15 protein-coding genes and 1 pseudogene are annotated in these 15,736 nt (G+C 49.2%); 9 read left to right on the forward strand and 7 right to left on the reverse strand.

The window, feature by feature from the left end:
* The first annotated feature begins 103 nt into the window (after positions 1 to 103).
* From O3661_RS06780 to O3661_RS06795, 4 genes and pseudogenes are all read left to right on the forward strand, one after another.
* Positions 104 to 760: a cytochrome b/b6 domain-containing protein gene (locus O3661_RS06780; protein WP_371492764.1), complete on the forward strand. Its 657-nt coding sequence runs from the start codon at positions 104 to 106 to the stop codon at positions 758 to 760.
* 229 nt (positions 761 to 989) lie between these two features.
* On the forward strand, positions 990 to 1,238 hold the full coding sequence (locus O3661_RS06785; protein ID WP_371492765.1) for a hypothetical protein: 249 nt from the start codon (positions 990 to 992) through the stop codon (positions 1,236 to 1,238).
* A 40-nt stretch (positions 1,239 to 1,278) separates the two neighbouring features.
* Positions 1,279 to 1,608 (forward strand): NGK_0946 family protein, encoded by a 330-nt coding sequence (locus O3661_RS06790; RefSeq protein WP_371492767.1) that lies wholly within the window; start codon positions 1,279 to 1,281, stop codon positions 1,606 to 1,608.
* Positions 1,609 to 1,697: 89 nt separating this feature from the next.
* A pseudogene (locus O3661_RS06795) lies at positions 1,698 to 1,841 on the forward strand (beta-ketoacyl-ACP synthase); the annotation flags it as partial.
* Positions 1,842 to 1,923: 82 nt separating this feature from the next.
* Here the strand turns inward: O3661_RS06795 and O3661_RS06800 are convergent.
* From O3661_RS06800 to rluD, 6 genes are all read right to left on the reverse strand, one after another.
* Positions 1,924 to 2,448 (reverse strand): RDD family protein, encoded by a 525-nt coding sequence (locus O3661_RS06800; protein WP_371492769.1) that lies wholly within the window; start codon positions 2,446 to 2,448, stop codon positions 1,924 to 1,926.
* A 91-nt stretch (positions 2,449 to 2,539) separates the two neighbouring features.
* Positions 2,540 to 2,959, reverse strand: a complete 420-nt coding sequence (locus tag O3661_RS06805) for a hypothetical protein (RefSeq protein WP_003746427.1) — start codon at positions 2,957 to 2,959, stop codon at positions 2,540 to 2,542.
* A 148-nt stretch (positions 2,960 to 3,107) separates the two neighbouring features.
* On the reverse strand, positions 3,108 to 4,109 hold the full coding sequence (holA, locus tag O3661_RS06810; protein WP_371492770.1) for a DNA polymerase III subunit delta: 1,002 nt from the start codon (positions 4,107 to 4,109) through the stop codon (positions 3,108 to 3,110).
* Positions 4,109 to 4,588, reverse strand: coding sequence for an LPS assembly lipoprotein LptE (gene lptE / locus O3661_RS06815; protein ID WP_371492772.1), 480 nt, complete (start codon positions 4,586 to 4,588; stop codon positions 4,109 to 4,111). The genes holA and lptE overlap by 1 nt, the downstream gene beginning before the upstream one ends.
* 120 nt (positions 4,589 to 4,708) lie before the next feature.
* Positions 4,709 to 5,479, reverse strand: a complete 771-nt coding sequence (pgeF, locus tag O3661_RS06820) for a peptidoglycan editing factor PgeF (RefSeq protein WP_128582564.1) — start codon at positions 5,477 to 5,479, stop codon at positions 4,709 to 4,711.
* 80 nt (positions 5,480 to 5,559) lie between these two features.
* Complete coding sequence (rluD, locus tag O3661_RS06825) at positions 5,560 to 6,684, reverse strand: 23S rRNA pseudouridine(1911/1915/1917) synthase RluD (protein WP_249551780.1); 1,125 nt, start codon at positions 6,682 to 6,684, stop codon at positions 5,560 to 5,562.
* Here rluD and O3661_RS06830 point away from each other — a divergent pair.
* The 5 genes from O3661_RS06830 (at position 6,683) to pflA (ending at position 13,852) form a co-directional block, all read left to right on the forward strand.
* On the forward strand, positions 6,683 to 7,486 hold the full coding sequence (locus O3661_RS06830; protein ID WP_003680807.1) for an outer membrane protein assembly factor BamD: 804 nt from the start codon (positions 6,683 to 6,685) through the stop codon (positions 7,484 to 7,486). The two genes, rluD and O3661_RS06830, sit on opposite strands and share 2 nt — an antisense overlap.
* A 331-nt stretch (positions 7,487 to 7,817) precedes the next feature.
* Positions 7,818 to 8,975: an ATP phosphoribosyltransferase regulatory subunit gene (locus O3661_RS06835; RefSeq protein WP_371492773.1), complete on the forward strand. Its 1,158-nt coding sequence runs from the start codon at positions 7,818 to 7,820 to the stop codon at positions 8,973 to 8,975.
* 43 nt (positions 8,976 to 9,018) lie between these two features.
* Complete coding sequence (locus O3661_RS06840) at positions 9,019 to 10,317, forward strand: adenylosuccinate synthase (protein ID WP_371492774.1); 1,299 nt, start codon at positions 9,019 to 9,021, stop codon at positions 10,315 to 10,317.
* Positions 10,318 to 10,620: 303 nt separating this feature from the next.
* Positions 10,621 to 12,906, forward strand: a complete 2,286-nt coding sequence (gene pflB / locus O3661_RS06845; RefSeq protein WP_371492776.1) for a formate C-acetyltransferase — start codon at positions 10,621 to 10,623, stop codon at positions 12,904 to 12,906.
* Positions 12,907 to 13,045: 139 nt separating this feature from the next.
* Positions 13,046 to 13,852 (forward strand): pyruvate formate lyase 1-activating protein, encoded by an 807-nt coding sequence (gene pflA, locus O3661_RS06850; protein ID WP_070827042.1) that lies wholly within the window; start codon positions 13,046 to 13,048, stop codon positions 13,850 to 13,852.
* Positions 13,853 to 13,918: 66 nt separating this feature from the next.
* On the opposite strand, the gene O3661_RS06855 is transcribed toward pflA, so the two are convergent.
* Positions 13,919 to 15,631, reverse strand: coding sequence for a proline--tRNA ligase (locus O3661_RS06855; RefSeq protein ID WP_371492777.1), 1,713 nt, complete (start codon positions 15,629 to 15,631; stop codon positions 13,919 to 13,921).
* Between the last annotated feature and the right edge of the window lie 105 nt (positions 15,632 to 15,736).

Here is a 15,736-nt window from a genome sequence, read left to right on the forward strand (position 1 = left end):
GCCGTCTGAAAGGCCTGAAGCGATTCAGGAAGCGTGTAGATGGGCTGCATGGCGTAACCTTCCAAGATAAGAAATTTAATTTTAAATCAGAAAGTAAAAGGTAATGAAGCAAAAAATAAAAGTTTGGGACGCACCTACGCGCCTGTTCCATTGGCTCTTGGTGTTATTGATGGGTTTTATGTGGTACAGCGCCACCCAAGGCGGCGATATGCTGGTATGGCACTTGCGCGGCGGCTTGTTGATGCTGGCATTGGTGGTTTTCCGCTTGTGCTGGGGGATATGGGGCAGCGATACGGCAAAATTCAGCCGATTTGTGCGACCGTTTCCCGAAATCCGTCGCTACACGCAAGGCCAAATGTCTGAAGACGAATTGGTCGGCCACAATCCTTTGGGCGCGCTGATGGTCATTGCTTTATTGGCCGCCTTGGTTTTTCAGACGGCCACAGGCTTATTTGCCGCCGATGAAAATACGTTTACCAATCCTGGCTTTTTGAATCATTTGGTCAGCGAACATACCGGTACGCTGGCACGAAAAATCCATGTCAATTTTTTTAATGTCTTGGCTGTTTTGGCGGGCGTACATATCGCGGCCGTTTTGCTGTACCGCTTTGTGAAAAAACAGGATTTGATTACGCCGATGATTAACGGCTTTAAAACCATTGATGCCCAACAGCCTAAATTGGCAGGAATGGGACAACTGCTTGCCGCTTTGTTGGTGGTGATTGCGGTAGTGTGCGCAGTATGGATGTTGCGCGGCTAGTATTGAAGGGTTTTATGCAGAATTTGATATTTTTAAAAGCATGTTGAATATTGATAAGAATATAGTTAATTATATGATTATCACAAAGAGAAAGTTGCTTAAACTTGTGTCTTTTTATCTTCAATTATCTATGAAAATATAAAATTCAATTGCCAACTTCATAAAAATAATATAAAGTGAGTGGACTTAATACAATCTAACTCATTTTTGGTAAATAAGTGAATCTGTTATGTTGAATAAAACCATTTTGATGTCCCTCTTGTTGGCTGCTTTAACAGGCTGTGTTACCTACGGTGATCAACGTTTCTATCCTTCCCAAGAGCAAGAAGCTGCGATGCAGGCTAATTCTCGTAGAGTACAGGATGACGAACGTGTTGAGCGTGCTGAGCGCCGTCGTGAACGTCGTGAAGAAATGATGGATGAAGCTGATGCTATCAAACGTGCCTACGGCGATCGCAAAGTATATATCCTCCACTAACTTATGATTTAACGTAATTATTATTTCTTAGGTAAAAAATATGAAAAAAACAATTGCTGTCCTGCTTTTATCCTCTATGGTAGTAACTGGTTGTGCTACCCAAGGAAACTCTGTTGGTGATATGGCAATCGGTGATGATTCCGCAGCCATCAAAGCCGGTCGTAATCGTGCTTCTGCACAATTGTCTCGTGCCGAGTTGGAGCAACATCGTCGTCAACGTGCTAACGTTTCTGAAGAATTGGCACTTGAGCGTGAGAAACGCGCCAACAAACGTGACCAAGTTAATGGAGCAATGGGTACCGCAGCTGGGGCTGTTGGTTTAGTCGGTAGTATTGCTGGTACTGCTGCATTGCTTAAAGCATGGTTCTAATTTAATAGAACTTATAAAACGGCCAATTGTGTATTGGCCGTTTTTATTTTTCTATATAAACAATTATGACCTTTATCTTAACTTTTACATTGGAAAACATCGATCCGCGTTGCGGTAAGGTGGATTACATTCAAACAGGCGGACGCGAGATTCAAACCGATTATGTGGTCAGCAATAACTTTGCTTTTGGCGGTGTCAATACTTCGCTGGTGTTCAAACGTTGGCAAGAATAATCATTGCTTGATGTTATGATTAAAGGCCGTCTGAAACTTATCTTGAGTTTCAGACGGCCTTTATTTTATGCACTTTTGGATTTTATTCGTTTGTTTTCTTCTGATTTAAATCCACCAGCCTTGTTCCGGCCAAGAAGTCGTAGAGGAATTGGCGGTCGGAATGGAATAGGGCGAAACCCCATGGCAGGATAAGCCAAATGAGCGCTGCGCCGAATGCGCCTTTGGGAGGGATATTGAGCAGATGGCGCAATCCGGCGTAGGCAAACAGGGGAATGAAGACAATAAAAATACTGGCCCAAATAAAGCGCAGGCGCAGCTGCGGCAGGGGCGGCTGGGTATCGTTTTTATCGGCTAAACCGATTTTCCATGTCTGCATGGCGAGGGTTTGGCCTTTTTTGTGCCAGTTGGCACGGAAGTAGAGCCACCATGCGTAGAACAGAATCAGACAGGTTGCCAGCATGGACAGGCGCGTGGAAACGGGATTGAGAAAGATGGCGACAATACCGGCTGCAAGGGCGGCAATGCTGGTCACGGCGCCGGTCAGCAGAAGTTCGTAAACCAGTGCGGCGAGGCGGCGTTTGAGTGGGGCGGTAGGAAGACGGGTCATAATGCGATGGAAACGGAAATGGGTTTGATGGAAATAAAAACAGGCCGTCTGAAACGGGATAGGATGTTCAGACGGCCTGTTACTGTCGGGATTAGCGATGTGGACGTTTTTGACCGCGTGCCTGTTGGGCAGCCATTTGGTTCATTTCCTGACGGGTCGGACGTTTTTTGAAGATGGCGTGCGCTTCGTCAACGGAACATTTTTGTGACAGGCAAACCAAGGTAATTGCGTCTTTTTGATGTTGGCCGCCGCTGTGGTACATGCGGCGCAGGTTAGCTTCGTTGATACGGCCTTTTTCCGGATCGATGTCGAATTTTTTCAGGCGCTCGAGGAATTGGCGTTGCTGACGGCGTGAAGTCCAAACGAAACCGCCTGCGGCAGCGGCCACGATGATGACGGCCAACAGGATGGCCAGCGGCCATGAATCGACGATCAGAACGATGATGAGGCTTAATACGGCAGTGGTCAGCAGGGCCAGACCGCCGATGCGAAGTTTGGTTTTATTATCCATATGGTTGGTGTTTCCTTGTTTTTTGCTGGAAGAGGCCGTCTGAAATGCGAAGTTCAGACGGCCTGAATTTAATGTTTACGCTATTTTACAGTATTTTCTGTTTTTGGGGCGTATTGCGTGCAAGTTTCTTGACGCGTGGCAACGGTTTTCAGGCTGCCAGCGAAGTGACGAGCTGTTTGAACTCAGTCCATGCATCGCCTTCTTCCGCGCCTTTGATGATGCGGTCGATTTTAGCGCAGGTTTTGAGCGCGTCGAGCAGGCGGTTGATGGAAATGCGTTTGGCCGCCATCGGTGCAAGAGTCTGCTTGTCGCCCCATAAACGCAGGCTGTTGCGCAGGCTTTGGATGTTTTGGCCTTGCTTGAGTGCGGCAGTGAGTCGGATTAGGGTACGGATGTCTTCTGCAACTGCCCACAACAGCAAAACCGGCTCTTCGCCTTCTTCTTCCAAGCCGTCCAGCAAACGGGAAACGCGCAGGGCATCGCCTTTCATCCATGCGCCTGCTAGTTGGAATACATCGAAGCGGGCGACGGTGGCAACCGCGGCCTCCGCGTCGGCAATATTGATCAAATGGCCTTGGGGATGGAGCAGGGTGAGTTTTTCGATTTCCTGACGGGCGGCCAAGAGATTGCCTTCGACACGCTGGGCAAAAAGGGCGAGTGCTTCAGGTTCGATGTCCAAACCCTGCTGTTTCAGACGGCCCTGTATCCATTGCGGCAAAGCATGTGGCGCAACGGCTTTGGCTTCTAAGACGATGCCTTTGCCTGCCAATGCGGAAAACCATTTAGACTGGATTTGCGCTTTTTCAAGCTTGGGTAGGAGGATGAGCGTAACCGTATCTTCGGGTAGGAGTTCGGCGAAGGTTTGCAGGGCATCGCCTCCGTTTTTGCCGGGTTTGCCGTTGGGAATGTGGATTTCCAGCAGTTTCAAATCTGCAAACAAACCTGCGCTGCCGGCACTTTGCAACAGCTCGTTCCAGTCAAAATTGTTTTCGGCGGTATAGACTTCGCGGTTGAGATAACCTTGTTTTTTTGCGGCTGCGCGCAGCGTATCCAAAGCCTCGATGCGCAACAAATCCTCTTCGCCGTGAATAATGTACAACGGTTTAAGCGGCGTATCGGGGCGCAGGCTCTCAATGGGCGCGGCAGCCATTATTGCGCCTTTAGGAAAGTCAGGCGGCGGACGATTTGATCTGCTGCGTCGATACGCATTTCAGACCAAATGCTTTCTTCCTCTTCCTGTTTGCCCAAAGCTTCGCTGTCGGTGTAATTCATGGTGCGGTGAACTTTAACTTCCATCGGTTCGCCAACCGGCTTGCCGCTGCGGAAGGCTTGGGTTTTGACGGTCATGTCCAGCAGGTATTCGTTGATCACGGCGGCACGGGTGATGGTGTAGATGTCGCGGCGTTGTTGAAAGTCGACAACGCGCAGGGTGATTTGTGATTCGGCTTCGCTAACCGGATGCCCGTCGGCACGGCGTAAGGCATTTTCCAGCGCTTTTTGCATGACGGCTCCGCCTTCTACATGCCAGTTTTGATAAGGCAGTGGCTGCGAAGTTACGCCAGTGCCTTTCAGGTGGAAACCGCAAGAGGCAAGCAATAGGGCGAGTGCAGGCAATAGGATTTTTTTCATTGGATATTCCTTCGTTGAAACCGGTTACGGTATCGTCGGATTATAACGAATAATGTTTAGGCCGTCTGAAACCGTAAACGGAAAGTCTTTCAGACGGCCTTGTCTTTGATGGCGAAAATCTTATTTTTCCAACCAAATCAGGCTGACCATGCGGCCGGTTTGTCCGTCGCGGCGATAGGAGAAGAAAGTATCGCGTTCCAAGACGGTGCAATGGGTGCCGCCATAAATCATGTTCACGCCCTCGCGGTGCAGAACCATGCGCGCCAAAGCGTAAATGTCGGCAAGGTATTTGCCGCCGCCGATGTCTTCAAACGCATCGGCAGCTTCCGGCATGGGTGTGCAAAACGCATCAAATACATCTTGCCCCACTTCAAACGCATCAGGGCCGATGGCAGGGGCGAGATAGGCCATGATTTCCAGCGGCTCGACATTCATTGCTGCAATGGTGTTTTGCAAAACGCCACCGGCCAAACCGCGCCAACCTGCATGGGCTGCTGCAACCACCGTCCCTGCTTTGTCGCAAAACAAGACAGGCAGGCAATCGGCAGTCATAGAAGCACAGGCGACCGTCCCCGTCGTATCAACCGAGGCATCGGCGTCGGGCGTATTGCCTAACGCTTCGGCGGCATTTACAACAATGGTGCTGTGGATTTGATTAAGGTAGGCAACGGGCAGGCCGACTTGTTCCTGTACGATTTCGCGGTTGCGGAGCACGGCTTCCAGATTGTCGCCGACGTGTGAGCCGACATTCAGGCTGCGATATACGCCTTCGCTGACACCGCCGTTGCGCGTGGTAATAAGCGTTTTAACATTGGCAGGGGCAGGCCAGTCAGCAGTCAAAAAGTTCTTGCCTTGCGGAGCGAGGTTTAGGGTATCTGTGATGGTTTTCATAATCTTTGAATCGTTGAATATTGGAACGGATTGATTTCAGACGGCCTCAAATAATATTTTAGGCCGTCTGAAAAATGGGTTTAATCCCTTACATAAACGACTTCGACATCGTAGTCGTCTTCATTCCAATCGTCGTCATCGTCCATGCCAAATTTCTCTTGCCATTCTTCCTCGTTGCTTAGGGATGAATCCAAACCGGCTTCCAGACGCAGGACGGAAAGCAGGTGGTACATATCGTCAGGTATAGGCGCTTCAAAGGAAACGGTTTCGCCGGTTTTCGGATGGACAAAGCTCAAGCGGTAGGCGTGCAGGGCTTGGCGCGCGCCGAGGGCTTTGATGGCTTCTTTAACCGCATCGCTGCATGGATGGCGCAGGTTGCCGTAAACAGGGTCGGCGGCCAGCGGATGGTTGGCTTCGCGCATATGAACGCGGATTTGGTGGGTGCGGCCGGTTTCGAGCGAGCATTCGATGTAGCTGTGCGCCAGGTAACGTTCCAACACTTTGACGTGGGTAATGGCAGGTTTGCCGCCGAATTTGACGACTGCCATTTTCAGGCGGTTGTGCGGGTCGCGGCCGATTTGGGTTTCGATTTTGCCGTCGAAAGGAACAATGCCGTTGGCGACTGCGCGGTAAATGCGTTTGACTGTGCGCTCTTGAAGCTGTTGAACCAATGAGTTTTGTGCCGGCAAGGTTTTAGCGACCACCATCAGGCCGCTGGTTTCTTTGTCCAAACGGTGTACGATGCCCGCACGCGGCACTTGGCTTAATTCCGTACAGTGCGCCAATAGGCCGTTGAGCAGGGTGCCGCTCCAGTTGCCTGCGGCAGGATGGACGACCAACCCAGCCGGTTTGTTGATGACGATGACGGTATCGTCTTCATAAATGATGTCCAAATCCATCGGTTCAGGCGTGAACGCGAGGTTTTCTTCGCTCGGACGTACCGTAACGGCAATCAATTCACCGCCTATCATTTTATCTTTGGGTTGAGCAGGCTTATCGTTTACAATGACTGCACCCTCTTTAATCCACGAACTCAGGCGGCTGCGCGAGTAGTCGGGCATGAGTTTGGCCAATACGGCATCCAGCCTTCCGCCCGCCATTTCGAGCGGAACGGTCAAATTAACACAACTTTCTGTTTCAGGGGATGACGGAAAGTCTAAATCATCGCTATAATCGGCTTCGTTATCAAAGGAAGTATTCTGCATGAAAAAAATTCTTTTAGTAGTTTCTTTAGGTTTGGCACTGAGTGCCTGCGCAAATAAAGGCACAATCGATAAAGACGCCCAAATTACTCAAGATTGGAGTGTGGAAAAGCTTTATGCCGAAGCGCAAGACGAATTGAACAGCAACAATTATACGCGAGCTGTCAAGTTATACGAAATTTTAGAATCCCGTTTTCCAAACGGCCGCTATGCCCAGCAGTCCCAGTTGGATACGGCGTATGCCTATTATAAAGACGATGAGCCGGAAAAAGCCTTGGCTGCCATTGCGCGCTTCCAACGCCATCATCCGCAACATCCGAATATGGACTACGCGCTGTACTTGAAAGGTTTGGTTCTGTTTAACGAAGACCAGTCTTTCTTGAACAAGCTGGCTTCCCAAGACTGGTCCGACCGCGACCCGAAAGCCAATCGCGATGCTTATCAGGCGTTTGCCGAGTTGGTTCAACGTTATCCAAACAGCAAATACGCTGCCGATGCAACCGAACGTATGGCCAAGCTGGTGGACGCTTTGGGTGGTAACGAGATATCTGTGGCGCGTTATTACATGAAACGCGGTGCTTATGTCGCAGCGGCCAACCGTGCGCAAAAAATCGTCAGCCGTTACCAAAATACCCGTTACGTCGAAGAAGCTTTGGCGATGATGGAATTGGCGTATAAGAAACTGGACAAGCCGCAACTGGCTGCCGATACACGCCGTGTTTTGGAAACCAACTTCCCGCAAAGTCCGTTCTTGCAACACGAATGGCGATCTGACGATATGCCTTGGTGGCGTTACTGGCGCTAAGCGTCGGGTTGTTCAGGCATGAATAAGGCCGTCTGAAAACGATGCAGCTATGCATTTGGTTTTCAGACGGCCTTTATTTTTAATGTTTTTAATGTTTTTTACGTTCTCTGTAAACAGGGTGCAAAATTCGTTTTAATATGGTAAAGTCTGATTTTAATAACTCGACGGTTTGAAGCCGTTACTCAGGGGCTGTTTAAATTTAAAATCAGTTTTGTTGAAGCTGCATCGGATTTGCCGTTGATGCATTCAGGAAAATTTCAGTCGTCAGGCTGATTTGGTTTTAAATTTAAGCAGCCCTTTATGTTTACAAAAAAAACAGAGGTAGATTCTCATGAAGTCTTGGCAGCTTCCTGAACACGTTGCCGACGTGTTGCCGACCAATGCCCGACAACTGGAAAGCGCCCGTGAGCGGCTGTTGGCTTTGTTCCGCGTGCATGGTTATGAATTGGTGCAACCGCCATTGATGGAATACAGCCATTCCTTATTGACGCATATCGATGCCGGTTTGTCTTTGAAAACCATTTTGGTCGTCGATCAGCTTAGCGGCCGTCAGCTCGGTATCCGCGCGGATATTACGCCGCAGGTTGCGCGTATTGATGCCCACTTGCTTTCTGCCAATCAAGGCATCAACCGTTTATGCTATGCCGGTTCGGTGCTTCATGCTCGGCCTGACGGATTGCTCAATATGCGCGAACCTTTGCAGGCGGGTGCGGAAATGTACGGCTTGGAAGGCATTGAAGCGGATATCGAATTGATTGATTTGATGCTGAAAAGCATGAAGATTGCCGACATGGGCGAAGTTTTGCTTTCATTAGGCCATATCGGCGTATTCCGTTCTTTAGCAAATGCCGCGCATTTGGATGAGCAACAATCGGCAACCCTGCTGTCATCGATGCAGGACAAAGATGCCGAGGCTGTCAGCCAGTTGGTCAAAGAGTGGAAACTTGATGGCATGTGGGCAAAAGCGTTTTCATTGTTGCCCCGATTGTATGGCGGTCGTGAAGTGCTGACTGTGGCTAGAGAGAAATTACCGGAATTGTCCGCAGTCAGTGCGGCTTTGGATGAATTGCAGGCAGTATGCGATGCGTTCCCAAATCAAAAAGTGCATATCGATTTGTCGGAATTGCGTGTTGACAATTACCATACCGGTTTGCTTTACGCGGCTTATGGTTCAAACCGTCATGATGCCGTAGCACGCGGCGGACGGTATGACGGATTGGGCGGATACTTCGGACGCGCGCGTCCTGCGGCCGGATTCAGTTTTGATTTGCGCAGCTTCATCGGCCGCCTTCCTGCTATCGGACGGGAATCCGTGGTGGCTGTCGATGTAAAGGACATGCCTGCGGCTCAAGAAGCGGTAGATGCTTTGCGCGAACAAGGACAATGTGTCGTTATCGATTACGGTATCGGCTATAACGGTTCGGAAGAGGTTACAGGCCGTCTGAAACAGGTAGACGGTGTTTGGAAAGTAATCGCTTTGAACGATTGAGTTTTATTTTGAAATTTTGTATCTGAAATAAGGTTAGATGGCTATGGCTAAAAATGTTGTCGTAATCGGTGCCCAATGGGGTGATGAAGGCAAAGGTAAGATTGTTGACTGGCTGGCGGAAGAAACCAGCGGTGTAGTACGTTTCCAAGGCGGCCACAATGCCGGCCATACTTTGGTAGTCGGTGGCAAAAAAACCATTTTGCGCCTGATTCCAAGCGGCATTTTGCATGAGACTTTGGACTGCTTCATCGGCTCAGGTGTTGTCGTTTCTCCTGAAGCATTGCTGGGTGAAATCGACGAATTGAACGCCGCCGGTGTGAAAAACGTTGAAGGCCGTCTGAAAATTGCGCCGACCTGCCCATTGATCCTGCCTTACCACATTGCGCTTGACCAAGCACGCGAAGCTTCCCGCGGTAAAAGCAAAATTGGTACAACCGGTCGCGGCATCGGCCCAGCCTATGAAGATAAAGTTGCCCGTCGCGCGATTCGCGTGGTGGACTTGTTGCACCCTGAAAAACTGGTTGAAAAACTGGAAGCTGTTTTGGCTTATTACAATGTTCAGTTGCAACACCTGCACAATGCCGAGCCGGTAAAAGTTGAAGATGTGATGGCGGTCATCGAAAAAGTTGCACCGCGCATTACGCCGATGATTACCGATGTTTCCCGTATTTTGAACGAGAAAAACCGTAAAGGTGAAAGCCTGTTGTTTGAAGGCGCGCAAGGTACGTTGCTGGATATCGACTACGGTACTTATCCGTTTGTCACTTCTTCCAACTGCTTGGCAGGTACCGCATCTGCCGGTGCAGGCGTAGGTCCGCAAATGCTGGATTACGTCTTGGGTATCGTTAAAGCCTATACCACCCGAGTGGGTTCCGGTCCATTCCCGACTGAATTGTTTGACGAAGTGGGCGCAGGTTTGGCTGAACGCGGCCATGAATTCGGTTCTGTAACCGGTCGTGCGCGTCGTTGTGGCTGGTTTGACGCGGCTGCTCTGAAACGCTCTATTCAAGTTAACGGCATTTCCGGCATGTGCATCACCAAGCTGGACGTGATGGACGGTATTGAAAACATCAATATCTGCGTAGGTTATGAATTGCCTGATGGCAGTAAAACCGACATTCTGCCTTGCGGCTCCGATGCGGTGGAAACCTGCAAACCGATTTACGAAACCATGCCGGGTTGGAGCGAGTCGACTTTTGGCGTGAAAGAGTACGACAAGCTGCCTGAAAACGCTAAAGCTTATCTGAAACGTATTGAAGAAGTTTGCGGTGCGCCTGTGGCTATTGTTTCAACCGGTCCTGATCGTGAAGAAACCATCGTTCTGCACCATCCGTTTGCTTAATTGATGAAGTGAATAAAGGCCGTCTGAATGTTTCAGACGGCCTTTATATATGCAATGCAATAAAAAATCAGCCCTGAAGAGCACCTGTCTTCGGGGCTGAATTTTGTATTCTACGCCGTTTTTAAGTGCGAATGTTTAGAAACTGCGCTGTAGTGCCAAGTAACAATTATTCTCATTGACGTAAATCAAGAAAAACCAAATCTGTAATTTTATTTCACAAAAACCCCTGTAAATAAATGGGTATTGATGTTATCCTTTTAGAAAATTTACAGTCTATATTTTCAATAAAATTAGGAGCTTGATATGTCAAATGATGTTCAGCAACGTCCAGCCGCTTGGGAAGGTTTTGTCGGTGGCAACTGGGAAACCAACGTAGATGTCCGCGATTTTATTCAAAAAAACTACACGCCATATGAAGGCGATGCCTCTTTCTTGGCACCTGCAACCGAAGCCACAACCAAACTGTGGGCGGAAGTGATGGAAGGCATCAAGGTTGAAAACCGTACACACGAGCCGTATAAAATCGACGCGCAAATCGTCTCCGGCATTACCAGCCATGCTCCAGGTTATATCGACAAAGATTTGGAAACCATCGTCGGCCTGCAAACAGACGAGCCTTTAAAACGCTCTATCATGCCGTTTGGCGGTTTGAAAATGGTGCAAGACGCGTGCAAGGTGTACAACGTTGAATTGAATCCCGAAGTCAGCGAAATTTTCACCAAATACCGCAAAACCCATAACCAAGGCGTGTTTGACGTTTACACTCCCGATATCCGCCGTTGCCGTAAATCAGGTGTGATTACCGGTCTGCCGGATGCTTATGGCCGTGGCCGTATTATCGGTGACTACCGTCGTGTTGCATTGTACGGTATTGACTTCTTAATGAAAGACAAACTCAACCAGTTCAATTCACTGCAAGCCGATTTGGAAAACGGTGTGGACTTGGAAGAAGTGATCCGCCGTCGTGAAGAAATCAACGAACAATACAAAGCCTTGGGTCAAATGAAAGAAATGGCGGCTTCTTACGGCTACGACATTTCCGGCCCTGCAAAAAATGCACAAGAAGCCATCCAGTGGACTTACTTTGCCTACCTCGCTGCCGTTAAATCTCAAAACGGTGCTGCGATGTCTTTTGGCCGTGTATCTTCATTCTTGGACATCTACATCGAACGCGACCTGAAAAACGGTGTGATTACCGAAACCCAAGCGCAAGAATTCATTGACCACTTGGTGATGAAACTGCGTATGGTCCGTTTCCTGCGTACGCCCGAATACGACCAACTGTTCTCCGGCGACCCGATTTGGGCAACCGAATCTATCGGTGGCATGGGCTTGGATGGCCGTACCTTGGTAACCCGCACCAACTTCCGCGTGCTGCATACTCTGTACAACATGGGCCCGTCTCCTGAGCCAAACATCACTGTATTGTGGTCAGAACAACTGCCGCAAGGCTTTAAAGAATTCTGTGCCAAAGTATCCATCGATACTTCGTCCATCCAATACGAAAACGACGATTTGATGCGCCCTGACTTCAATAGCGACGACTACGCCATTGCCTGCTGCGTCAGCCCGATGGTGGTCGGCAAACAAATGCAGTTCTTCGGCGCACGCGCCAACTTGGCTAAAACTCTGCTGTACGCAATCAACGGCGGCGTGGACGAGAAATCTAAAGAGCAAGTTGGTCCGAAAACCGAGCCGATTATGGACGAAGTTTTGGACTACGACACTGTCTTTGAGCGCATGGACAAATTCATGGATTGGTTGGCAACCCAATACGTTACCGCGCTGAACATCATTCACTACATGCACGACAAATACAGCTACGAAGCTGCATTGATGGCATTGCATGACCGTGATGTGATCCGTACGATGGCTTGCGGTATTGCCGGTCTGTCTGTGGCTGCCGACTCTTTGTCTGCCATTAAATACGCCAAAGTAAAACCGATTCGTGATGAAAATGGCATTGCCGTTGACTTCGAAATCGAAGGCGAATACCCACAATTTGGTAACAACGATGACCGCGTTGACGATATTGCTTGCGATTTGGTTGAACGCTTCATGAAAAAAGTGGCAACCCACAAAACTTACCGCAACGCCACTCCGACTCAGTCCGTACTGACCATTACTTCCAACGTTGTTTACGGTAAGAAAACCGGTAATACTCCAGACGGCCGCCGTGCAGGCGCTCCGTTTGGTCCGGGTGCAAACCCAATGCACGGCCGCGATGTCAACGGTGCAGTCGCTTCATTGACTTCCGTAGCCAAACTGCCATTTGAGTTTGCAAAAGACGGTATTTCCTATACCTTCTCCATTATTCCTGGCGCGTTGGGTAAAGACGAGCATTCTCGCGAACGCAACCTTGCCGGTCTGATGGACGGTTATTTCCACCATGAAGACGGTATTTTGGAAGGCGGTCAACACTTGAACGTCAACGTATTGAATCGCGAGACTTTGGAAGATGCAATGCACAATCCGGAGAAATATCCGCAGTTGACCATTCGTGTGTCCGGTTATGCGGTTCGCTTCAACTCGCTGACCCGCGAACAACAGCTTGACGTGATTACCCGTACGTTCACAGAAACCATGTGATCCGGGTGGAAAAACAAACCGGCAGCTAAATTTGCATTTGGTTTGTTTTGAAACAAAGCTCCAAGGCCGTCTGAAATGTTCAGACGGCCTTTATTATCGTACAATCCATATAAGCAAAAATATTTTTGAGCCGAACACTATGTCCACGACTTTTGCCATTACCCCCGAGCCGGAACTGAAAGACCTTGGCCACCGTCACTATAACGGCAAAGGCATTATTCATTCGATTGAATCTTGCGGTGCTGTCGATGGTCCGGGCTTGCGCTACGTGCTCTTTTTGCAAGGTTGTCTGATGCGCTGCCTGTATTGCCATAATCGCGACACATGGGATCTCCATACCGAGCAGGCGCAGGAATTGGATGTAGCAACCGTGATGAAGCAGGTTATGACCTATCGTCATTATCTGCGTGCGACAGGCGGAGGCGTAACGGCAACCGGAGGCGAGCCGTTATTGCAATATGAGTTTGTACGCGATTGGTTTACGGCCTGTCGGGAACACGATATCCATACCTGTCTCGACAGCAATGGCTATGCTTTGCACTATGACTCGATTTTGGATGATTTGCTCGATCATACTAATCTGGTTATGCTCGACTTAAAACAAATCGATCCTGAAATCCATAAAGTGCTTGTCGGTATCCCAAATACCAAAACGCTGAAATTCGCGCGCTATCTTGCCGAACGCAATCAGCCGACGCGGATTCGTTATGTGGTTGTTCCCGGTTATACCGATGATGAGCGTTCAGCGCATTTATTGGGCGAGTTTATCGGTGATATGGATAATGTAGAAATGGTTGAGCTTTTGCCATATCACGAATTAGGCGCACATAAATGGGCTTTATGCGGCGACGAATACAAGTTAAAAGGCGTACATCCGCCGCCTAAAGAAACCATTTTGAAAATCAAAGAAATATTAGAGAGCTACGGAAAAAACATTATTTATTAAAACAGAAAAAGGCCGTCTGAAACGAAATAATCAGTTTCAGACGGCCTTTTCATGATTGAAAAAAACTTAAACGTTCAATGCGGCCAGAACCTTGGCGACAACTTCTGATACTGCAACGGCTTGAGCCTGATTGTCACGGCGTTCGGCATATTCGACATTGCCTTCTTTCAATGCGCGATCGCCGATTACGATGCGGTGAGGAATACCCAACAGCTCGGAGTCATTCAGCAATACGCCTGCACGTTCGTCGCGGTCATCCAACAATACATCCGCACCGGCAGCCAAAAGCTCGGCATAGATTTTGTCGGCGGCTTCGCGTACAGATTCAGATTTTTTGTAGTTCATCGGTACAATCACGACTTCAAACGGTGCCATTGCTTTGGTCCAAACAATGCCTTTTTCGTCGTTGTTTTGCTCGATGGCTGCAGCCACAACGCGGGTGATACCGATACCGTAGCAGCCCATTTCCATAATTTGGGATTTGCCGTTATTGTCCAAGAAGCTGACGTTCATGGCTTGGGTATATTTGTCGCGTAATTGGAAGACATGGCCGACTTCAATACCGCGCGCCAGTTTCAGACGGCCTTGTTCGTCGGGGCTGATGTCACCTTCGATGACATTGCGCAAATCGACAAATTCAGGCTCGGCAGCATCTCGGCCGAAGTTAAAGCCGGTATAGTGGTAGTTGTCTTCGTTTGCGCCGATAACCCAATCTGCGCCTTTTTCGGTAGCGAAATCCGCATAGACTTTACCTTTGAAGCCGACAGGGCCGAGAGAGCCGCCGTTTGCGCCGAACTGTTCAACAATCGCGGCAGGGTTTGCCATGGTCAGCGGTGATTTCACGCCAGCTAGTTTTTCTGCCTTAATATCGTTAAACTCATGGTCGCCACGCAACAGTAGCAGGACGAGTTCGCCTTCGTTTTCGCCTTCAACCACGATGGATTTGAGGGTTTGTTCAACTGGAATATTGAGGAATTCAACCAAAGACTCAATGGTTTTGACGTTTGGCGTATGTACTTTGGTCAATTCAGCCTGAGCAGCAGCGCGTTCGCCTTTAAGCGGCAAGGTAGGCGCCAATTCGATATTGGCGGCGTAATCGGAAGTATCGCTGTATGCAATAACATCTTCGCCGCTTTCAGCCAATACTTGGAATTCGTGAGAGCCAGTACCGCCGATGCTGCCGGTATCCGCGGCAACAGGACGGAATTCCAAACCTAAACGGGTGAAGATACGGCAGTAAGCGTCGTACATATCCTGATAGGTCGTCTGAAGCGAGGCATAGTCGGCATGGAAGGAATAAGCGTCTTTCATGACGAACTCGCGCGCGCGCATCACGCCAAAGCGCGGACGTACTTCATCGCGGAATTTGGTTTGGATGTGGTAAAAGTTTTTCGGCAGTTGTTTGTAGCTGTTGACTTCTTTGCGCACGATGTCGGCAATCACTTCTTCACAAGTAGGACCCATACAGAAATCACGATCATGACGGTCTTTCAGGCGCAGCAGTTCTTTACCGTAAAACTCCCAGCGGCCGGATTCCTGCCACAGTTCGGCAGGTTGTACCACCGGCATCAGCAGCTCCACGCTACCTGCGCGGGCCATTTCTTCGCGCACGATATTTTCAACTTTGCGCAATACGCGCAGACCCATCGGCATCCAAGTATAAAGACCGGATGCGTTGGCTTTGATCAAGCCGGCACGAATCATCAGCTTGTGGCTGGCAAGTGCGGCTTCGGCAGGGGCTTCTTTAAGGGTAGAAATGAAGAACTGGGAGGCTTTCATGGCGTATTTTTCTTTCTTAAAAATAAGTGCGTATTGTAACGCAAAATGTATGGCCGCGTGTCTTTTGAATGGCATCTGATGAAATCGGCCGTTGTTTTACGCAGC

Origin of the sequence: Neisseria sp. 20925_1_37, assembly GCF_041433255.1 — a bacterium.
Classification (GTDB): Bacteria; Pseudomonadota; Gammaproteobacteria; order Burkholderiales; family Neisseriaceae; genus Neisseria; species Neisseria flavescens_D.